Raw genomic sequence first — 19,901 nt, 5'->3', positions numbered from 1 at the left:
CGCGTCACCGCCGCTTGCGCGCCGTACCGAAGATCGAGCGGGAGATCTCCCTTCCCAGTTGAGTGCCGATCGAGCGGGCCAGCGAGCGGAACAGCCCGCTCCCCACCACCTGCTCGGCCAGCGAGGGATCCGGCTTCGGTGCGCTGCGCGCGGCCCGCGCGGCTTCCTTCTCCGCCGCCTTGGCCTGCTTCTCGGCCTCGGCGGCGGCCGCGGCGGCCTCCGCCTGCGCCTCCGCGGCGGCCTGTTCGGCGGTGATCTTCTCGTACGCCGACTCGCGGTCGATCGGCTCCGCGTAGCGCGAGTGGAGCAGCGAGGACTTCACGGCCTGCTCCAGGTCCGCCGCCGCGATCGGCCCCATCAGCGACTGCGGGGCCCGCAGCCGGGTCGCCGCGACCGGGGTCGGGGCGCCGTTCTCGCTGAGCACGGTGATGACCGCCTCGCCGGTCCCCAGCCGGGTGAGCAGCTCCTCCAGGTCGTACGCGGAGCGGGGGAAGGTCTTCACGGTCGCCTTCAGCGCCTTGGCGTCGTCGGGGGTGAAGGCGCGCAGTGCGTGCTGCACCCGGTTGCCGAGCTGCGCGAGCACGTCCGCCGGCACGTCCTTGGGGGTCTGGGTGACGAAGAAGACGCCGACGCCCTTGGAGCGGATGAGGCGGACCGTCTGGGTGATGGACGCGAGGAAGGCCTTCGAGGCCCCGTTGAAGAGCAGGTGCGCCTCGTCGAAGAAGAAGACGAGCTTGGGCTTCTCCAGGTCGCCGACCTCCGGCAGGTCGTTGTAGAGGTCGGCGAGCAGCCACATCAGGAAGGTGGAGAAGAGCTGCGGCTTGTCCTGCACCGCCGGGAGTTCCAGTACGGAGACCAGTCCGCGCCCGTCGGCGGCCGTACGCAGGAACTCACTGGTGTCGAACTCGGGCTCGCCGAAGAACTCCGAGGCGCCCTGCTGCTCGAAGGCGGTCAGCGCCCGCAGGATCACCCCGGCCGTCACGGTGGACAGTCCGCCGATCCCCTTGAGTTCGGCTCTGCCCTGGTCGGAGACGAGGAAGGCGACGACCGCGCGCAGGTCCTTGAGGTCGATGAGCTCCAGGCCCTTGGTGTCGGCGTAGTGGAAGATCAGGCCGAGGGACTGCTCCTGCGTCTGGTTGAGCTGGAGCACCTTGGACATGAGCACCGGGCCGAAGCTGGTGACCGTCGACCGGACCGGGATCCCGGGGCCGATCCCGCCGAGCGAGTAGAACTCGCAGGGGTACCCGGTGGGCTCCCACGACTGGGCCACGTCGCGGGCACGTTCGTCGATCCGCCCGCCCGCCGTCCCGGGCGCCGAGATCCCCGAGATGTCGCCCTTGATGTCGGCGAGGAAGACGGGAACGCCGGCCGCCGAGAGCTGTTCGGCGATGAGCTGGAGCGTCTTGGTCTTGCCCGTGCCGGTGGCTCCGGCGACGAGCCCGTGGCGGTTGAGCATCGCGAGGGGGATGCGGATCTGACGCTCGGGCAGGCACCGGCCCTCCCAGAGGAGGGCTCCGAGGTCGAGGGCGGGTCCGGTGAAGGCGTACCCGGCGGCGATCTGCCCGGCGGGTCCCGCGTCGGCGGCGTCGGTTGCCTCGGCCGCGTCAGCCGCGTCGGCTGCCTCGGATGCCCCGGCCGTCCCGCCCGTCTGGTCCGCCGGGACGGCGGAGTCGGTGCTCTCGCTCATGCATCACTCCCCAAATAGCGCTGTTCGTCACTTTTGCACCACCGTCGCGAGGCTGCGCCCGCACGCACCGGCCCGGTAGGCTTTCCGTGTGATCTTCAAGCGCATCGGAAGCGGACGGCCCTACCCCGACCACGGCAGGGAAACCACCCGGCAGTGGGCGGACGTCGCGCCGCGCCCGGTCCGGCTCGACCAGCTCGTGACGACCAAGGGCCAGCTGGACCTCGAAACGCTGCTCGCCGAGGACTCCACGTTCTACGGCGACCTGTTCGCCCACGTCGTGAAGTGGCGTGGCGACCTCTACCTGGAGGACGGGCTGCACCGCGCCGTGCGCGCCGCCCTCCAGCAGCGCCAGGTCCTGCACGCGCGCGTCCTCGAGATGGACTGACGGCTTCGTCTGGATTGCGCCTTTCGGGTCACCATTGACCTATCAGCAGATCATTTAGTAGGCATCGCCACCGGGCCGCACTACGCTGCGCCCATGAGCATGCTCACTCCCCCCGGCATGGGCGGAAAGTACCGCGTCACGGGAGCCGCCTACCCCCGTATGAGTCGTAAGCGGAGCCGTACCCGGATCGTCCTCGCCGTGCTCGGCTCGATCCTTGCGCTGGCCCTGGTCGGCTACGGGGCCCTGCAGCTCATCGACGTGTTCCGGGGCGACAGCCCCAAGCGGAACACGGCTGCGGGTGCCAAGGACTGCCCGACCACGCCTCCCGAAGCCGCTGCCAAGGGCGGCCCCGCCGCCGCCTCCACCGCCTCGGCCGCCGCCAAACCGGCGGTCGTGCTCCCCCCGCCCGGGGAGATCACGGTCAACGTCTACAACGCGACCCCGCGCGCGGGTCTGGCCAAGGCCGTCGGTGACGAGCTGGCCAAGCGCGGCTTCGTGATCGGCAAGGTGGGCAACGCCCCGGCCGACTTCGACAAGAAGGTCCCCGGCACCGGGATACTGCTGGGCTCCCCCACGACCGACAAGGCCGTCTTCTCCGTACTCGGCACGCAGCTCGCCGGCACCACCCAGCAGACCGACACCCGCGAGACCGCGGACGTCGACCTGATCCTGGGCGACGCCTTCAAGGAGCTGAGTACGAAGGAGGACGCGGACAAGGCGCTGGCCCTCCTGGCCAACCCCGCGCCCGCGCCCAAGAACTGCTGAAGCGCCGAACCGCCGCCGTACGGCTCGACGGAGCCGTACGGCCGCAGCGGGCGCCCGTACGGCCCGTACCGCTCTGCTACTCGGCCGAGCCGTACATCCGGTCGCCCGCGTCGCCCAGGCCCGGCACGATGTAGCCGTGCTCGTTGAGCCGCTCGTCCACGGCGGCCGTCACCACCGTCACCGGCGTGCCCGCCAGCTCGCGCTCCATGATCTCGACGCCCTCGGGCGCGGCCAGCAGCACCACGGCCGTGACGTCGTCGGCGCCGCGCTTGATCAGCTCCTGGATCGCCGCGACCAGCGTGCCGCCGGTGGCGAGCATCGGGTCGACGACGTAGACCTGGCGGCCCGAGAGGTCCTCCGGCATGCGCGTCGCGTACGTGGAGGCCTCCAGGGTCTCCTCGTTGCGGACCATGCCCAGGAAGCCCACCTCGGCGGTCGGCAGCAGCCGCACCATGCCGTCGAGCATGCCGAGGCCGGCCCGCAGGATCGGGACGACCAGCGGGCGCGGGTGCGAGAGCTTCACACCGGTGGTCGGGGCGACCGGGGTCTCGATGTCGGCCTGCTCCGTGCGCACGTCCCGGGTGGCCTCGTACGCGAGCAGGGTCACCAGCTCGTCGGCGAGCCGCCGGAAGGTGGCGGAGTCGGTGCGCTTGTCGCGCAGGGTGGTGAGTTTGTGCGCCACCAAGGGGTGATCGACGACCTGCAAACGCACAACATCCTCCAAAACTCAGCCTGCGACCTGCAAAAACGGTCGCACGACGCGACCTGCACCCAAAAGGCTACGCGCTGACGCGGCCCCTTCGCGTCCGAAGCGGCGGCCGCGCCCGGCGCGGCCCTGCGCAAGCTCCCGGCGCGGCCCTGCGGATGCGCCCCGCTCGGACGCCCAGCAGGCTGGACTGATGAGCAACACACCGGTGATCGCGGCCGTCGACGGATCGGAACACAGCCTCAGGGCCCTGGACTGGGCGCGGACCGAGGCCCTCCGGCACGGCTGCCCGCTGTTGGTCGCCCATGTACTGCCCGACCACGCCCAGTTGTATGCGGGACGCCGGGCGTCGCTGCACGACGCCTCGCAGCCCGAGGAGTTCGCCGACCCCGTGCGCGACTGGATCCGGTCCCTGTTCGGTGGTGGCGGCGACGGCTCCGGCGAGGGCGCCGGCGAGGGCTCCGGGCTGCCCGACTGGGTCACGTACGAGGCGCTGGAGGGCTCGGTGCCGGAGGCGCTGCGGGTGATCGGGACGCGGGCCCGGATGCTGGTGATGGGCTCGCGGGGCCGCGGCGGCTTCGCCAGCCTGCTGCTGGGCTCCAGCAGCCGGGCCGTGGCCAGCACGGCCGCCTGCCCGGTGGTGGTGGTCCCGCACGCGGAACGCAGCGCGGACGCCGACGCCGAGGCGGAGGAGTCGGCCGGGCGGGTGGTGCTCGGGCTGCACGCCGCCGAGACCCCCGACGACGTACTGACCTTCGCCTTCATGGAAGCGGCCGTGCGGGGGACCACCGTCCAGGTGGTCTCCGCGTACGCCATCCCGCCCTCGCCGACCCTGGTGATCGACAGCCCCTTCGCCGTGATCCCGCCGGAAGGGCTGGCCGACGAAGGGGACGGCGTACCGGCCGAACGGGAGATGCTGCGGTCCCAGACGGAGCGGCTGGCGCCTTTCCGCGAGCGCTTTCCGGACGTCCCGGTCGAGCAGGCGGCGGTGCCCGGGGACCCGGCCGGCCGGCTGGTGACCGCCTCCCGCGCGGCGGCGCTGGTCGTGGTGGGCCGGCACCACCCCCGACGCACCGCCATGTCCATGATGATCGGCTCGGTGGCCCACGCGGTGCTCCACCACGCGCACGGCCCGGTCGCGGTGGTCCCGACCCTCAAGGACGATGCCTGACCTGCGGCGGGGTGGCATCAAACGGCCCGACCGGGGGAAGGTGGGTCCAAGGGGGGACGACCGACCAGCCCAGGGTGGTGGCCGATGCCCGAGACGCAGCCGAACGACGAGGCGCCGGAGACCGCGGCGCAGCGCCGGGCCCGCCGTGCGCAGTTCCTGCGCGACCTGATGGAGGCGCGCGAGCTGCGCGATCGCGTCCAGCCCCGCCGCGCCCGTGCGGCGCGTATGCGCCAGCAGATGCGGATGCGTACTTTCCGCTGGTAGTCCCCCGGAACTGGCCGACAAGCACCGGCACGCACCCCGATGCACCACCGGCCATCTCCACCACCACCGCCACCATCGCCACGCCACCGCCGACAGCCGCCGATCAGCGATGACCCGGGGCATTCCGGCCCCGCGGACCGGATCCGGCCCGGGCGGGCGTGCACCGCGCGGCCGCCGGCCCCGGCACGCCGCGACACGTCCGGGCCGCACCGCCCGCCCCACACTCCCCGATACGGCCCCGCCGCCCCGGCGCCGCAACCCCGCACGGCCCCCGCCGGGACACGGCGCGGCACGACGCAAGCGCGGAAGACCTCTCGCAAAGCCGCTGTTTCTGCCACGATGCCGATTGGGCGGGGTACGGGCGGCGAGCAGCACAGCCGTTCTGCCCCATCCTCCGGCCGGGGGGACCTCCAACCGGCACGCCTAAGACCAGTGGGAGAGTCACGGTGTATTTCGCCGCACTGCTCGCGCGCACCGAAGACGGGTGGGAAGCGAGCGACATGGAACTCGACGACGTCGAGTCCCTCAGTGATCTGATCGATCTCGCCCGGTCCGCCGCTGTCGACGACGACACGGTGGTCGCCCTCATCGAGCAGGAGGACGCCTGGTTCGGCGTCGTCCGCGTGGACGGCGAGGAGGACCCGCGGTACTTCGTATCGAACGCCTCCGCGGCCGCCCGCAGCTCCTACGGCTCGATGCTGACCAAAGAGCTGCTGGGCAGCGACGAGGAGGACGACGAACTCGACGACCTGGACCTCGACGGCACCGAGGACGGCGAGGAGGATGCCGTCGCCGCGTTCACGGACGAGGACGCCGACGAGGACGAGGCGGGCGGGGCCGGCGCGGAGCCGGTACCGGCCGGTCCGCTCGGCGACCCGATGCTGCTGGACGACCTCGGGGTGACCAACAAACAACTGATGACCCTGGACGGGGACGCCCTCTCGGAGATCGCCGAGTCCCTCGGCGCCACCGAGGTCCTGGAGGCCGTCCGCTAGTGCTCCCCGAGAACACCGGCGATCCCGTACGGGATCCGTGGCGGGACTCCATGCGCCTGGCGCTCCAGGAGGCCGCCCGGGCGGTGCCGGCCGGCGATGTGCCGGTCGGCGCCGTCGTGCTGGGCCCGGACGGGAGGGTCCTCGCCACCGGGTACAACGAACGCGAGGCGACCGGCGATCCCACGGCGCACGCCGAGGTACTGGCGCTGCGCCGGGCGGCCGCCGAGCTCGGGGAGTGGCGGCTTCCGGGGTGCACCCTCGTGGTGACCCTGGAGCCGTGCGTGATGTGCGCGGGCGCGCTCGTGCAGTCGCGGGTCGCCCGGGTCGTCTTCGGCGCGGACGACGAGAAGGCGGGCGCCGCGGGGTCGCTGTGGGACCTCGTGCGCGACCGCAGGCTCAACCACCGCCCGGAGGTGGTCCGCGGTGTCCTCGCGCAGGAGTGCGCGCAGCAGCTGAAGGACTTCTTCCGGGAACTCTGACCGGCCGGAGCGGGACCGGGGAAACCCTGCGCACGGCGTCTGCCACGCCCTCACAGACGCCCCGGAGAGGCTGCGCAGACACCCCGGGGACGCCGATTTCGGCGGATGGGGGTCCTTAGGCTAGGATCCATCTCGGTAGTGTGTCCGAGTGGCCGAAGGAGCTCGCCTCGAAAGCGAGTATGGGGCAACCCATCGGGGGTTCAAATCCCTCCACTACCGCTTCGATCGAGAGCCCCGCCCCGCAAGGGTCGGGGCTCTCGGCGTATGTCCGATCCGCTCTCCGGAGGACACCCGCGTGACCGCCCGCCCCTTCGGCCGTTGTCACGGCATGACCAAGACCCAGCGCATGCTCGCCGCCATCGCCCTCGCGGGGGCCGCCGCGGGCTTCGCCGCTCCCGCCGCCTCGGCCGCCCCGATCTCCCCGCTCACCCTGCCGGACCTGCCGGCGGCCGCCCCGGGCATGCCGGCGGGGGCCCAGCCCGCGTCCGTACAGGAGATCGGGTCGCAGCTCAGCGCCGGCGCGAACCAGCTCAACGCGCTGATGGAACTGCCCAACCATCTCGCCCCGGTCATCGCGCCCGTACAGCCCCTCACGGACCTCGCCGGCGGCCTGCAGTAGGACCCGGGAACATCGCCGGGGCCGGGACGACGCGTTGAAGGCCCCGACCACCGGTCGGGACCTTCGACGCACGGGACGGGGGAAGTGGCATCGGGGGGACAAGCCACTTCCCCCGACGAGGACGGACCTGCCGGTCCGGGCCGCAGTCAGGGGGAAGCTCGCGGCTCGGACCCCGCAGTGAGGTCCTGTCCCTCACCCACCGGTTTCCTGCCAGAACCGGTGGGCTCGCATCAATCGTGCGTCCGCCGCACCCCGCCGCTGCACGGCAAAGGACCCGGAGTACCGGGTCATTGGTCCTTAAAGGACAGGTGAGGGCCCAATCCTGACCGGTTAGACTCACCCGACTTGCAAGGACCGGTTGGGGAGGCCGCCCGCACGTGGACACCAAGAAGCTCATCACGGGTGCCCTCACCGTGTTCGTCCTCTTCGTGATCATCACCCAGCCGAAGAGGGCTGCCGAGATCGTCGAAATAGGCTTCCAGGGGATATCGGATGCCGCATCCGGCATCGGCGAGTTCATGACCGAACTGGTGCGCTGACCCGTACGCTGAAGCGGTTCCCGGACTTCCGGCCCCCCACTCCGACGGGTGGGGGGCTTTTTGTATACCCACCACTGGGCATAATGCCCCCTTATGCCCAACTTGCCCTCAACACGGCGATATACGGTGCTTGCACACAGTGCACATCTCTTGTGATGCTATGACCGCTTTTGATGGATGAGAGTTGACTGAAGGGGTGGCGTGACCGTGCCGGCCAGTACTGCGCCTCAAGTGCCACCCCAGCAGGACCCCCAGGTGCCGCCCCAGTCGGAGCCCCAGCGGGAGATGCGCCAGGAGCCCCTCCAGGCGCCGCCCGAGGAGCCCCCGGTCGCACCGAGACCCCCGAGCAGGGGTGCGGACACCCGGGCCCTCACCCAGGTCCTCTTCGGGCAGCTGAAGGGCCTGGAGCCGGGCACCAGCGAGCACAGCCGGGTGCGCGGGGCGCTGATCGAGGCCAACCTCCCGCTCGTCCGGTACGCGGCCGCCCGCTTCCGCAGCCGCAACGAGCCGATGGAGGACGTGGTCCAGGTCGGCACCATCGGCCTGATCAACGCCATCGACCGGTTCGACCCGGACCGCGGCGTGCAGTTCCCGACCTTCGCGATGCCGACCGTCGTGGGCGAGATCAAGCGGTACTTCCGCGACAACGTCCGCACCGTCCACGTACCGCGCCGCCTCCACGAGCTGTGGGTCCAGGTCAACGCCGCCACCGAGGACCTCACGACCCTCCACGGCCGCACCCCGACCACCGCCGAGATCGCCGAGCGGCTGCGCATCACCGAGGACGAGGTGCTGTCCTGCATCGAGGCCGGGCGCAGCTACCACGCGACCTCCCTGGAGGCGGCCCAGGAGGGCGACGGCATGCCCGGACTGCTGGACCGCCTCGGCTACGAGGACCCGGAGCTGGCCGGGGTCGAGCACCGCGACCTCGTCCGCCACCTCCTCGTACAACTGCCCGAACGCGAGCAACGGATCCTGCTCCTGCGGTACTACAACAATCTGACGCAGTCACAGATCAGCATGGAGCTCGGCGTCTCCCAGATGCACGTCTCCCGACTCCTGGCCCGGAGCTTCGCCCGACTGAGATCCGCAAACAGGATCGAGGCGTAACCGGAACGAGTGGAGATCATTCGCACGTTTCCCGACAGATCGGACTGATCGACTCCAGACCCCTTCTGTCGCTGGAGATATATGTCGACATGGCGCTACAGCGCGTTGCCGACATGTGACATTCTGCGTGAACCGCGTTTGCCGCAGCCCCGCCTCCGGTATTCAGGTGGAGGCTGCGTTCCTCCGACGGGCGCGCCGAACGCGACCGTCCGCGACCTCAAGGGGGTGGCATGTCCGTAGACCAGGGCAGCTCCAAGGTGCTCACGCTCGTCAAGAGCGTGCCTGCGCCGACAGCACCTGTAGCGTCCGACCGCTCGGAAGCCATCGACACCCGTACCCTCTCCCGCTCCCTCTTCCAGCGACTTGCCGCCCTGGATGCGGACAGCCCCGAACGGGCGTACGTACGGGACACCCTGATCGAGCTGAACCTGCCGCTCGTGCGCTACGCGGCCGCCCGGTTCCGCAGCCGCAACGAGCCGATGGAGGACATCGTCCAGGTCGGCACCATCGGCCTGATCAAGGCGATCGACCGCTTCGACTGCGAACGCGGCGTCGAGTTCCCGACGTTCGCGATGCCGACCGTCGTGGGCGAGATCAAACGATTCTTTCGGGACACCTCCTGGTCCGTCCGCGTCCCGCGCCGGCTCCAGGAACTGCGCCTGGCGCTGACCAAGGCCAGCGACGAGCTCGCCCAGAAGCTGGACCGCTCGCCGACCGTGCCGGAGCTCGCCGCCGTGCTCGGGGTCTCGGAGGAGGACGTGGTCGACGGCCTCGCCGTCGGCAACGCGTACACCGCCTCCTCGCTCGACTCGCCCTCCCCCGAGGACGAGGGCGGCGAGGGCTCCCTCGCGGACCGCCTCGGCTACGAGGACACCGCACTGGAGGGCGTCGAGTACCGCGAGTCCCTGAAGCCGCTGCTCGCCAAACTCCCGCCCCGGGAACGGCAGATCATCATGCTCCGGTTCTTCGCGAACATGACGCAGTCGCAGATCGGCGAGGAGGTCGGCATCTCCCAGATGCACGTCTCCCGGCTGCTGACCCGCACTCTGGCACAGCTGCGCGTGGGCCTCATCGGGGAGTGACCAGGCGCCTCGCGCTTCCCAATTGACGATGCGTCAGGAAAACTGGCGCGATGCGAAAGGGATCGCGAGCCGCCGCCACCACCCTCCTCGCCCTGTGCTGCACGGCCGCCGCCGGCCTCACCGGCTGCGGCGGCCCGGCCCGGGACGGCTATGTCGCCGTGGGCGCCGCGGCCCCGGGCCCCGAACGGGGCGCGGGGGAGAACGTGGCACCGCGCGGCCAGGTGGAATTCCAGCAGCTCGGCGCCCCGGACGCGGCGGGCGGAGCCTCCGCGTCCGCAGAATCCCCCGATACGACGTCCGGTCCCGCGGGATCTACGGCCCCGGGCGGTCCCGCCCCGGGCGGAGCCACGACCACCGCCCCCGGCGGCTCCGGGAACACCCCCGGCACGCCCGCAGGGCCGGGCAGCGCCCCACCGCCCCCCGGCACGCCCGCAGGGCCGGGCACGCCGAGGCCGCCCACCGGGCCGACCGCGCCGGGCACGCCGACCGGCCCGCCCACCGGGCCGGGCCCGACCGCGCCGGGCACGCCTGCCTCCACGCCGGCCCGCCTGACGCTGTCCGCGCCGGCCCGGTCGGCCGCGGCCGACCGCTGGTGCGAGCGGGTCACCGTGACCTTCACCAACACCGGGACCACCGCAGCCCGCTCGGGCACGGTGAGCTTCGCGACGCACATCATCGGCGCGCTCGGGGTTGACTGGGCCACGATCACCACGAGCCAGCCCCTGCCGGCGCCCCTGGCGGGCGGGGCCTCGAAGACCCAGGCCTACACGGTGTGCGTGGAGTCCTGGCGGGTGCCGCTGGGCATGCACGTGGACACCCGGAAGGTCACCGCCACCTGGAGCTGAGCCGGGGCGGCCGGGCCAGGGCTGTCGACCCGGGGTGCGCCGGGGCAGGGCGGGGCGAGGTCGGGGCGGGGCGTTCGCGGGGCGCCGCCCGGGGCCGTCAGGTCAGGGCCACCCAGGCCACCACGCCGATGACGAGCACGAGGGCGAGGACCAGCCCCACCTTCACGGCCGGGTTCGAGGACCCGGACCGCTCCTGCTGCTGCTCGGCGCGGCGCTGCTGACGGGATCCGGGACCCGCCTGGCGGGCCGGTGCGGCCTCCTCGACGAAGGCCCGGAACATCTGCGTGCTGCCCGCGGGGTCGTAGTTGCCCTCGGGGACCTGTGAGTTGTGGTTGTCAGCCATGGAGCAGGACCCTAGCCGGTTTTCCGATTCCTTTACCGCCCCACCCCCAGATTCATTTGCCTGTAGCAACCATTCGCTTCTATGGTTGCCTCAAGCAACAAGATGGGGGAACCCGGTGACCGTGCAGACCGCACCCACGACCGAGCGCACTCCGGCCGCCACGGCCATCACGACCACCTCCCCGAGCGCTCCCGGCACTCCGTACGCGGAGCTGGCCCGCCAGCTCACCGGGATCGGCGCGGTCAAGCGCGAGCTCGCCCGGAGCCTGCCCCCGGACTGCCCGCCCGGCGCGGCCGCCGTCCTGACGGTGCTGGACCGGCACGGGGAGATGCGCCTGAGCCGGCTGGCCGAGTTCATGGCGGTCGACATCTCGGTGACCAGCCGGCACGTCACGCACATCGCCGACCGCGGCTGGATCGAAAGAGAGATCGACCCGGTCGACGGACGCTGCCGGATCCTGCGGCTCACCCCGGCCGGACGGGCGCTGCTCGCCGAGCTCGGCGCCCGCTACACGGCCTCGCTGGAACGAGCCCTCCGCGGCTGGTCCCCCCAGGACATCGACGTACTCAACACCCTGCTGGCCCGACTCCGATCGAGCTTCTAGAGGTAAGGAAAGACATGGCCCAGTCGGAGACGACAACCGACACCCCACCCGCGTCCATGGACACCTCCGTGACCATGACCCACCCCCAGATCATGAAGGCGCTGTCCGGGCTGATGCTCGGCATGTTCGTGGCGATCCTGTCGTCCACGATCGTCTCGAACGCACTGCCCCAGATCATCAGCGACCTCGGCGGCACCCAGTCCTCGTACACGTGGGTGGTCACCGCCGCCCTGCTGTCGATGACGGCGGCCACCCCGCTGTGGGGCAAGCTGTCGGACCTCTTCAGCAAGAAGCTGCTGGTCCAGATATCCCTCGTGATCTACGTCCTCGGCTCCGTGGTCGCGGGCCTGTCCCAGAACACCGGCACGCTGATCGCCTGCCGCGTGGTCCAGGGCATCGGCGTCGGCGGCCTGTCGGCCCTGGCGCAGATCGTGATGGCCGCGATGATCTCCCCGCGCGAGCGCGGCCGCTACAGCGGCTACCTCGGTGCGGTCTTCGCCGTCGCCACCGTCGGCGGCCCGCTGCTGGGCGGTGTCATCACCGACACCGAGTGGCTGGGCTGGCGCTGGTGCTTCTACGTCGGCGTGCCGTTCGCGATCATCGCCCTGATCGTGCTCCAGCGCACCCTGCACCTCCCGGTCGTGCGCCGCGACGTCAAGGTCGACTGGCTGGGCGCCTTCCTGATCAGCGGCGCCGTCTCGCTGCTGCTGATCTGGGTCACGCAGGCCGGCGACTCCTACGAGTGGATCTCCTGGCAGACCTGGGCGATGACGGGCGGCGCGCTCGTGCTCGGCCTGCTCTTCCTCCTGGTCGAGTCCCGCGCGAGCGACCCGATCATCCCGCTGCGGCTGTTCCGCAACAAGACCATCAGCCTGGCCTCGGCGGCCTCCCTGTTCGTGGGCATCGCCATGTTCTCGGGCACCGTGTTTTTCAGCCAGTTCTTCCAGTTGGCCCGCGGTGAGTCCCCGACAATGTCCGGAATCCTCACGATTCCGATGATCGCCGGCCTCTTCGTCTCCTCCACCCTTTCCGGTCAGGTGATCACCAAGACCGGAAAGTGGAAGGCCTGGCTGGTCTCCGGCGGCGTCCTGCTGACGGCCGGCCTGGGCCTGCTCGGCACCCTCCGCTACGACACCCCCTACTGGCACATCGCGATCTACATGGCGGTGACCGGCCTCGGTCTCGGCATGATGATGCAGAACCTGGTCCTCGCCACCCAGAACCAGGTGGCCCCCGAGGACCTGGGGGCGGCCAGCTCGGTCGTCACCTTCTTCCGCTCCCTCGGCGGCGCCATGGGCGTCTCCGCACTGGGCGCGGTCATGGCCAACCGGGTCACCCACTACGTCCAGGACGGCCTCACCGCCCTCGGTCCGAAGGCCGCGGCCCTGGGCCACGGCGGCACCGCCGGGGGCGGGATCCCCGACCTGGACAAGCTGCCCGCGCCGTTCCGCGAGGTCATCGAGTCCGCGTACGGGCACGGCGTCGGCGACGTCTTCCTCTACGCCGCCCCGTTCGCGCTGCTCGGACTGGTGCTGGTGGTGTTCATCAAGGAGGTCGCCCTGAAGTCGAAGCCGGCGGCCCACGCCCCGGCCGCGGCTTCGACCGGGGCGACCCCCGCCGAGGCCGTCGTCAAGGCCTAGCCGGCGCCTGCCCGGCCGGTGCGTGAGCGGTGGACGCCCGCCCGGCCGGTGGTTGGCCGGCCAGTGCCTGAGCGGTCGACGCCCGCCCGGCCGGTGCCTTGGCCTCGATGCCCGCGATCAGGACGTCGAGCGCGAGGCAGAAGTCGCCCTCCGGCGCCCGCCGGACCGTCCCGCCGCATCCGTGCAGGAACTGCGAGACGGCCAGGTGGGCGCCGGTCCGTGCCGCGTCCACCAGGCCGGTGGCGTCCAACAGCCGCTGGAGAGCGGCGTCGAAGGCCCGCGCGTGCGGGCCGATGTTCGGGTACGCGGCGGTGAGCGGAGCCACCCATGGGTGGTCCGCCAGCACCCGCCGGTAGCTCCGGGCCAGCGTCTGCAACCGGCCCGGCCAGCCCGCCCCACCGCCCTCCGCCGCACCCGCCGCGGCCGCGGCCGGCAGCCTCACCTCGCCGAGCGCGCGGTCGAGGGCGAGTTCGAGCAGATCCTGCTTGGTGTCCACGTACCAGTACAGGGACATCGCGGTCACCCCCAGCCCGGCGGCGAGCCGCCGCATCGAGAACCGGGCCAGCCCGTCGGCGTCGAGCAGCCGCACGGTGGCGGCGGTGATCCGGTCCCGGTCCAGCCCGGAGGGTGCCTCGCTGCGGCGTCTGGCGGGTGCGGCGGGCCTCGCGGCCAACCACACACTGGTCCGGGTCTCGCCGGGATCGGCCGCGGTCACCATGCAGGCACCCTCCTCACGACAGGTGGATCAGCCCGGAATGCCCGGTCCGCCCTCTTGATGCTAGGGGGTGTCCTGCCGATCGGTCCGGATCAGCGGGCGCGGTCCGGTGCCGTGAGGCCGGATCAGGTCGTCGGAGCCGTCAGGTCGTAGAAGGTGGCTCCGCCGACCGTGGTCGCCTTGAAAGTGGCCTTGACCCAGGTCTCGATGGCCGTGCCGGCGCCGCCGCCCGGGCCGCCCCGGCCGCCGCCACCGGGCATGCCGCCCTCGGCGCCGCCCGTGGTGCCGCCCTGGCCGATGAACCAGTGGATCTTCCCGTCCCGCACGTACGTCCGGAACTGCTCCAGGGTCGGCGAGGGGTCGCTGCCGTTGAAGCCGCCGATCGGCATGACGGGCGCTCCGGAGGCCAGCTGGTAGCTCGCCGCGTTCTGGGAGCCGATGGCGGCCGCCGCCCAGGTGTAGTCGTCGGCGTCGGTGGTGAGGGCCTTCTTCGCCTCGGCGCTCACCCGGGCGCCGTTCAGCAGCCCGCCCGGACCGCCCGGACCGCCCTGGCCACCGCCGAACCGCTCGCCGCCGCGTCCGGCAACCGCACCGCCCGGAACGCCTTGGCCCTGCGGCATCCCGCCCCGGCCGTCCCGGCCCTGCGGCGCGGCGCCCTGCGGCGGGATGCCGCCCTGCTGCGCCCCGCCGGGGCCACCCGGGCCGCCCTGGAGCATCTCGCCGGGACCACCGAGGCCTCCGGGACCACCGGGGCCGCCCATCATTCCGCCCGGCCCGCCCCGGCCGCCCGCCACCGCCGGGCCCGCGGTCACGATGGAGCCGGTGTGCGCGGTGCTCACCGTGGTCAGGCAGTACGCGAACGGCCCGGCCAGGGCCGCCGCCACCCCGAGCGCCGCAGTGGCCTGGAGCATCCTGCGTCCGGCCCGCGCGGCGAAGGGCAGCGCGGCCGCGGCGAGCAGCCCGCCCGCCAGGACCGCCCAGCGCAGCCACGGCAGATAGCCGGTGGCGCGGCCGAGCAGCACGAACGACCAGACCGCCGTCAGGGCGAGCGTGCCGGACAGGGTGATCGCGGCGGCCGCGGCGCCCCGCTCCTCCCACAGCACGGCGACCCCCATGCCGATCACCGCGGCCACGAACGGCGCCAGCGCCACGGTGTAGTACTCGTGGAAGATGCCCTGCATGTAGCTGAAGACGACCGCGGTGATCAGCAGTGAACCGCCCCAGGCCAGGAACGCCGCCCGGGCCATGCCGTCCAGCGAGTCGGTGGCCCGGCGGGCCCGCCAGGTGATCACCAGACCGGCCACGAGCAGGACCAGGGCCGCCGGGAGCAGCCAGGCGATCTGCCCGCCGATGTTGCCCGAGAAGAGCCGGTCGATGCCGGTCTCGCCCCAGCCTCCGCCACCGCCGCCCCCGCGACCGCCGCCGCCGACGCTTCCGGTCTCGTTGCCGTTGATCCGGCCGAGGCCGTTGTAGCCGAGGGTCAGCTCCAGGAAGGAGTTGTTCTGCGAGCCGCCGATGTACGGGCGGGAGGAGGCCGGCCACAGTTCCACGATCGCGACCCACCAGCCGCCGGCCACCACCATCGCGAGCCCTGCCAGCAGCAGCTGCCCAAGCCTCCTGCGCAGCCCGGTGGGCGCGCAGACGGCGTACAGCAGGGCCAGCGGCGGCAGGATGACGAAGGCCTGCAGGGTCTTGGTGAGGAAGGCGAGGCCGACCGCGACCCCGGCCCACACCAGCCACTTGGTACGGGCTCCGTCGAGGGCGCGCAGTACGCAGTACACGGTGACGGTCAGCAGCAGGGTCAGCAGCGCGTCGGGGTTGTTGAAGCGGAACATCAGCGCGGCGACGGGGGTCAGCGCGAACGCGGCGCCGCTCAGCAGCGCGGCCCCGGGCCCGAACTGGCGGCGCACGGCGGCGTACAGCACACCGGTGGTGGCGACGCCCATCAGGGCCTGCGGGACGAGGATCTGCCAGGCGCCGAGCCCGAAGAGCCGGACGGACAGCATCATCGGCCACAGAGCCGCCGGGGGCTTGTCGACGGTGATGGAGTTCCCGGCGTCGGAGGATCCGAAGAAGAAGGCCTTCCAGCTCTCGCTGCCCGCCTGGACGGCGGCGGAGTAGAAGGAGTTGGCGTAGCCGGAGGAGCCCAGGTCCCACAGGAGCAGGACGGCGGTGGCGATCAGCAGGCCGGCGAGTGAGGGGAGTTCCCACCGGGGGCGGGCGACCGCACGGCGGCCGGTGCCGGTGCCGGCGCGGGCCTCGGGTACCGGGAAGAGCGAGGGTGCTGCGGTGGTCATCGAATGTCGTCCTTCGCGGGAGTGTCGCGCCGCTCGGGGAAGACCCAGGCGCGGAAGAGCAGGAAGCGCAGCACGGTGGCGGCGAGGTTGGCGGTGATCAGCACGGCCAGTTCGGTGCCGTGGGCGGGGTCGGCATTGGCCGCTGCGAGTGCGGCGAGCGAGCCGCTGGTGAGGGCCAGCCCGATGCCGAACACCACGAGGCCCTGGGCCTGGTGGCGCACGGCCCGGTCCCGGCCGCGCACCCCGAAGGTGAGGCGGCGGTTGGCGGCGGTGTTGGCGATCGCGGAGAGCAGCAGTGCGGCGCCGTTGGCGAACTGCGGGCCGGTCCCGGCCCGGAAGGCGGAGTACAGGAGCAGGTAGAGCACGGTGGACAGCGCTCCGACGGCGCAGAAGCCGAGCAGCTGGCGGGCCAGTCCGCCCTCGACCCCGGGCAGTGCGGCGCGGTCGCGCGGATCGTCACCGAAGGGGCGGGCGAGCCGGTCCAGCGGGAGCGCGCCGACCGCGAGTGCCCGGCCCACGCGCCAGACGCCCTTGAGGTCCTCGGTGGCGGTCCGGACGATGTGGACGGTGGAGTCGGGGTCGTCGACCCAGTCCACCGGAACCTCGTGGATCCGCAGCCCGGCGCGCTCCGCGAGCACGAGCAGTTCGGTGTCGAAGAACCAGCCGGTGTCCTCCACCAGCGGCAGCAGCCGCTGGGCCACCTCGCGCCGGATCGCCTTGAATCCGCACTGCGCGTCGCTGAACCGGGCCGCGAGGGAGGACCGCAGGAGGAGGTTGTAGGCGCGGGAGATGAACTCCCGCTTGGCTCCGCGCACCACCCGTGAGGACCGGGCCAGGCGGGTGCCGATGGCGAGGTCGGAATGGCCGGAGATCAGTGGTGCGACCAGCGGCAGCAGGGCGTTGAGGTCGGTGGAGAGGTCCACGTCCATGTAGGCGAGGACGGGGGCCTCGGAACCGGACCACACGGTGCGCAGGGCCCGTCCCCGGCCCTTCTCCTCCAGGCGGGTGCTGCGTACGCCGTCCAGTGCGGTGGCGAGCCCCCGCGCGACCTCGGGGGTACGGTCGGTGCTCGCGTTGTCGGCGACCGTGATCCGGAACGGGTAGGGGAAGGTCCGGGTCAGGTGCTCGTGCAGTCTGCGGACGCACGGGCCGAGGTCCTTCTCCTCGTTGAAGACAGGGATCACCACGTCGAGGACGGGCTCGCCGGGCACGGGCGCCAGGGGCGCCCGGGCCGGAAGGGCCCCGGGAGAGGTGTCGGTTCGCATGGTCCGACATTCGCGGGGCGCCCTGTCACCGCTGTGTGCTGAGCCTGTGCCCTGCCTGTGAGTCGCTGCGGTCCGGTCGCGCGTGCGGCAGCAGCACTTCGAAGCAGGTCCGTCCGGGCTCGCTCCGCACGTCGACCCGCCCGCCGTGCGCGGTGACGACGGCCTGGACGATGGCCAGTCCGAGCCCGGTGGAGCCCGCCGCGCGCGAGCGCGAGGCGTCGCCGCGGGCGAACCGCTCGAAAACGCGGGGGAGCAGGTCGGACGCGATGCCGGGCCCGTCGTCCTCGATGCGCAGCCGGACGGCGGATGTTTCACGTGAAACATGGGCGGTGACGGTGGTGCCCGGCGGAGTGTGCGCACGGGCGTTGGCGAGCAGGTTGACCAGAACCTGCTGGATCCGCGCCGGGTCGGCCCGTACCGGGGCCGGCTCGTCGGGCAGGTTCAGGCGCCAGTGGTGCTCGGGACCGGCGGCGCGGGCGTCGCTGACGGCATCGACCACGAGCGGGGCCAGGTCGGTATCGGCATCGGCAGTGGACAGGGGGCGGCCCGCGTCGAGCCGGGCCAGCAGCAGCAGGTCCTCGACCAGGCCGGTCATCCGGGTGGCTTCGGACTCGATCCGGCCCAGGGCGTGCCGGGTATCGGGGCCCGGCTCCTCGCGTCCGCGGCGGGTCAGTTCGGCGTAGCCGCGGATGGAGGCCAGCGGGGTGCGCAGCTCATGGCTGGCGTCGGCGACGAACTGCCGGACCCGCATCTCGCTCTGCTGGCGGGCGGTGAGGGCGGAGGAGACATGGCCCAGCATCCGGTTGAGGGCCGCGCCGACCTGGCCCACTTCGGTGCGGGGGTCGGCCTCGGCGTCCGGCACCCGCTCGTGGAGGGCGGGCTCGCCCTGGTGAAGGGGGAGTTCGGAGACCCGGGTGGCGGTGGCGGCGACCCGGCGCAGCGGGCGCAGGGCGACCCCGACCAGGGCCTGCCCGGCCAGCGAGGCCGCGATCAACCCGGCCAGGGTGACGCAGAGCTCCACCCCCACCAGGGTGCGCACAGTGGAATCGACGTCGCTCAGCGGGAAGCCGAGAGCGAAGCTCCCGTCGGCGGCGATCAGCACCCGGTAGCTGCCGAGGCCCGGAAGCTCGGCGTCCACGGGCTCCGGCTTGCCCTGCGCGGCCTTGCGGGCGGCCTGGGCGAGCGCCTTGCCCTGGGACTCGGTCAGCGGCGGCGGCGGGTCGGCCGACCAGCCGTCGACGCGGGCGTTGCGGGCGGTCCCGACGACGGCCCCGGCGGGATCGAGCCGGATCCCGGCGGCGTCCAGCGGGCTGCCCGGAGCCATGACGAAACCGGCGCTGTTCTCCCGGGCGGGCTTTCCGCCGGGCGCCCGGGCGGCCATCCTGACGGAGGTCTTCAGCTGTTCGTCGAGCTCGGTGACCAGGTACGAGCGCAGGGCGAAGGTGGTGACGGTCCCGATGGCCGCGCCCACCACGGCGATCAGTGCCACCGCCGAGACGACGAGCCGGGTGCGCAGCGACCAGGGCCGGCGGCGGCGCGGCCGCCGTTTCGTGCGCAGGGCCACTACTCGGCCGGCTTGATCAGGTATCCGGCGCCACGCCGGGTGTGGATCATCGGCGGCATGCCGATGCCGCTCTCCAGCTTCCTGCGCAGGTAGGAGATGTAGAGCTCGACCACGTTGGCCTGGCCGCCGAAGTCGTAGGACCACACCCGGTCCAGGATCTGCGCCTTGCTCAGCACGCGCCGCGGATTGCGCATCAGGTAGCGCAGCAGCTCGAACTCGGTGGCGGTCAGGTGGACCTCCCGGGTGCCCCGCACCACCTCGTGGCTGTCCTCGTCGAGGCGCAGATCGCCGACGGCCAGCACCGAGCCGCCGCGCGCGGCCTGCGCCGCGCCGGAGCGCCGGACCAGGCCGCGCAGCCGGGCGACGACCTCCTCCAGGCTGAAGGGCTTGGTGACGTAGTCGTCGCCGCCCGCGGTCAGGCCCGCGATGCGGTCCTCCAGGGAGTCCTTGGCGGTCAGGAACAGTACGGGGACCTGGGGGATCTCCCGGCGCAGCCGCCCCAGGACGGCAAGGCCGTCCATGTCGGGGAGCATGATGTCGAGGACGACCACGTCCGGCCGGAACTCCCGGGCCGCCCGTACCGCCCCGGCACCGTCGCCGGCGCTGCGGACCTCGCAGCCCTCGTAGCGCAGGGCCATGGACAGCAGCTCGGAGAGCGAGGCCTCGTCGTCGACGACGAGGACCCGGCAGGGCCCGCCGTCCGGCCGCACCAGGGCCGTGGGGTGCTGGGTGGACGTGGACGCATGGGAGGTGGTCGTCGCAGTCATACCGACCACGCTGGCCGGTGCCTCTGAGAGCGTTCTTGCGCCTACCTGTGAATTTCCTG

At 72.3% G+C, this 19,901-nt stretch carries 21 protein-coding genes and 1 tRNA gene; 14 read left to right on the top strand and 8 right to left on the bottom strand.

Annotated features, from left to right (window positions below; translation table 11 throughout):
• Nucleotides 1–4: 4 nt before the first annotated feature.
• On the bottom strand, nucleotides 5–1,687 hold the full coding sequence (locus tag B6R96_RS18830) for a helicase HerA-like domain-containing protein (RefSeq protein ID WP_081523016.1): 1,683 nt from the start codon (nucleotides 1,685–1,687) through the stop codon (nucleotides 5–7).
• Between the two features lie 88 nt (nucleotides 1,688–1,775).
• Between B6R96_RS18830 and B6R96_RS18825 the strand changes: the two genes are divergently transcribed.
• Nucleotides 1,776–2,072 carry a type II toxin-antitoxin system VapB family antitoxin gene (locus B6R96_RS18825; RefSeq protein WP_030010424.1) on the top strand — a complete coding sequence of 99 codons (297 nt, stop codon included), beginning with the start codon at nucleotides 1,776–1,778 and terminating at the stop codon, nucleotides 2,070–2,072.
• A 93-nt stretch (nucleotides 2,073–2,165) separates the two neighbouring features.
• Nucleotides 2,166–2,837, top strand: coding sequence for a LytR C-terminal domain-containing protein (locus B6R96_RS18820; protein ID WP_037858805.1), 672 nt, complete (start codon nucleotides 2,166–2,168; stop codon nucleotides 2,835–2,837).
• Between the two features lie 76 nt (nucleotides 2,838–2,913).
• Here the strand turns inward: B6R96_RS18820 and upp are convergent, their stop codons facing one another.
• Nucleotides 2,914–3,549, bottom strand: coding sequence for a uracil phosphoribosyltransferase (upp, locus tag B6R96_RS18815; RefSeq protein ID WP_030010426.1), 636 nt, complete (start codon nucleotides 3,547–3,549; stop codon nucleotides 2,914–2,916).
• A gap of 187 nt (nucleotides 3,550–3,736) precedes the next feature.
• Here upp and B6R96_RS18810 point away from each other — a divergent pair, with 187 nt between their 5' ends.
• The 10 genes from B6R96_RS18810 to B6R96_RS38175 all read left to right on the top strand — a co-directional run bounded on the left by B6R96_RS18810 (nucleotide 3,737) and on the right by B6R96_RS38175 (nucleotide 10,647).
• A complete protein-coding gene (locus B6R96_RS18810) occupies nucleotides 3,737–4,714 on the top strand; it encodes a universal stress protein (protein ID WP_081523015.1) in 978 nt (325 codons plus the stop codon).
• 84 nt (nucleotides 4,715–4,798) lie between these two features.
• Nucleotides 4,799–4,978 (top strand): hypothetical protein, encoded by a 180-nt coding sequence (locus tag B6R96_RS18805; protein ID WP_030384042.1) that lies wholly within the window; start codon nucleotides 4,799–4,801, stop codon nucleotides 4,976–4,978.
• A 446-nt stretch (nucleotides 4,979–5,424) separates the two neighbouring features.
• Nucleotides 5,425–5,973, top strand: a complete 549-nt coding sequence (locus B6R96_RS18800; RefSeq protein ID WP_030384041.1) for a tRNA adenosine deaminase-associated protein — start codon at nucleotides 5,425–5,427, stop codon at nucleotides 5,971–5,973.
• Between the two features lie 50 nt (nucleotides 5,974–6,023).
• Nucleotides 6,024–6,452 carry a tRNA adenosine(34) deaminase TadA gene (tadA, locus tag B6R96_RS18795; protein ID WP_107475718.1) on the top strand — a complete coding sequence of 143 codons (429 nt, stop codon included), beginning with the start codon at nucleotides 6,024–6,026 and terminating at the stop codon, nucleotides 6,450–6,452.
• Nucleotides 6,453–6,586: 134 nt separating this feature from the next.
• A tRNA-Ser gene (locus tag B6R96_RS18790) sits at nucleotides 6,587–6,671 on the top strand.
• Between the two features lie 76 nt (nucleotides 6,672–6,747).
• The gene (locus tag B6R96_RS18785; RefSeq protein WP_081523013.1) at nucleotides 6,748–7,071 is read left to right on the top strand and encodes a hypothetical protein; all 324 of its coding nucleotides are present in this window, start codon (nucleotides 6,748–6,750) and stop codon (nucleotides 7,069–7,071) included.
• A 377-nt stretch (nucleotides 7,072–7,448) separates the two neighbouring features.
• Nucleotides 7,449–7,610: a hypothetical protein gene (locus B6R96_RS37710; RefSeq protein ID WP_184791566.1), complete on the top strand. Its 162-nt coding sequence runs from the start codon at nucleotides 7,449–7,451 to the stop codon at nucleotides 7,608–7,610.
• 285 nt (nucleotides 7,611–7,895) lie between these two features.
• Nucleotides 7,896–8,720, top strand: coding sequence for an RNA polymerase sigma factor SigF (locus B6R96_RS18780; protein WP_237291674.1), 825 nt, complete (start codon nucleotides 7,896–7,898; stop codon nucleotides 8,718–8,720).
• 230 nt (nucleotides 8,721–8,950) lie between these two features.
• The gene (locus B6R96_RS18775) at nucleotides 8,951–9,802 is read left to right on the top strand and encodes an RNA polymerase sigma factor SigF (protein ID WP_030384037.1); all 852 of its coding nucleotides are present in this window, start codon (nucleotides 8,951–8,953) and stop codon (nucleotides 9,800–9,802) included.
• A gap of 608 nt (nucleotides 9,803–10,410) precedes the next feature.
• Nucleotides 10,411–10,647 carry a hypothetical protein gene (locus tag B6R96_RS38175; protein WP_237291454.1) on the top strand — a complete coding sequence of 79 codons (237 nt, stop codon included), beginning with the start codon at nucleotides 10,411–10,413 and terminating at the stop codon, nucleotides 10,645–10,647.
• Nucleotides 10,648–10,744: 97 nt separating this feature from the next.
• Here B6R96_RS38175 and B6R96_RS18765 read toward each other — a convergent pair whose 3' ends face one another.
• On the bottom strand, nucleotides 10,745–10,990 hold the full coding sequence (locus B6R96_RS18765) for a hypothetical protein (protein WP_030384035.1): 246 nt from the start codon (nucleotides 10,988–10,990) through the stop codon (nucleotides 10,745–10,747).
• A gap of 166 nt (nucleotides 10,991–11,156) precedes the next feature.
• On the opposite strand from B6R96_RS18765, the gene B6R96_RS18760 reads away from it, so the two are divergent.
• A complete protein-coding gene (locus B6R96_RS18760) occupies nucleotides 11,157–11,594 on the top strand; it encodes a MarR family winged helix-turn-helix transcriptional regulator (RefSeq protein ID WP_237291673.1) in 438 nt (145 codons plus the stop codon).
• A gap of 14 nt (nucleotides 11,595–11,608) precedes the next feature.
• Nucleotides 11,609–13,234 (top strand): MDR family MFS transporter, encoded by a 1,626-nt coding sequence (locus B6R96_RS18755; RefSeq protein ID WP_081523010.1) that lies wholly within the window; start codon nucleotides 11,609–11,611, stop codon nucleotides 13,232–13,234.
• On the opposite strand, the gene B6R96_RS18750 is transcribed toward B6R96_RS18755, so the two are convergent.
• The 5 genes from B6R96_RS18750 to B6R96_RS18730 form a co-directional block, all read right to left on the bottom strand.
• Nucleotides 13,224–13,952: a TetR/AcrR family transcriptional regulator gene (locus tag B6R96_RS18750; RefSeq protein ID WP_081523009.1), complete on the bottom strand. Its 729-nt coding sequence runs from the start codon at nucleotides 13,950–13,952 to the stop codon at nucleotides 13,224–13,226. The two genes, B6R96_RS18755 and B6R96_RS18750, sit on opposite strands and share 11 nt — an antisense overlap.
• Before the next feature lie 122 nt (nucleotides 13,953–14,074).
• Entirely contained in the window at nucleotides 14,075–16,246 is a 2,172-nt protein-coding gene (locus tag B6R96_RS18745) for an ArnT family glycosyltransferase (protein ID WP_081523008.1), read from the bottom strand.
• Nucleotides 16,243–17,511 carry a bifunctional glycosyltransferase family 2/GtrA family protein gene (locus B6R96_RS18740; protein WP_081523007.1) on the bottom strand — a complete coding sequence of 423 codons (1,269 nt, stop codon included), beginning with the start codon at nucleotides 17,509–17,511 and terminating at the stop codon, nucleotides 16,243–16,245. The genes B6R96_RS18745 and B6R96_RS18740 overlap by 4 nt, the downstream gene beginning before the upstream one ends.
• Nucleotides 17,512–17,536: 25 nt before the next feature.
• Nucleotides 17,537–19,075: a sensor histidine kinase gene (locus B6R96_RS18735; protein WP_081523006.1), complete on the bottom strand. Its 1,539-nt coding sequence runs from the start codon at nucleotides 19,073–19,075 to the stop codon at nucleotides 17,537–17,539.
• Entirely contained in the window at nucleotides 19,075–19,842 is a 768-nt protein-coding gene (locus tag B6R96_RS18730) for a response regulator transcription factor (protein WP_030384028.1), read from the bottom strand. Before B6R96_RS18730 ends, B6R96_RS18735 begins: the two co-directional genes overlap by 1 nt.
• Nucleotides 19,843–19,901: the final 59 nt, after the last annotated feature.

Source organism: Streptomyces sp. Sge12 (assembly GCF_002080455.1).
In the GTDB taxonomy this organism is placed as follows: Bacteria; Actinomycetota; Actinomycetes; order Streptomycetales; family Streptomycetaceae; genus Streptomyces.
This window is presented reverse-complemented; position numbering and strand designations above follow the sequence as displayed.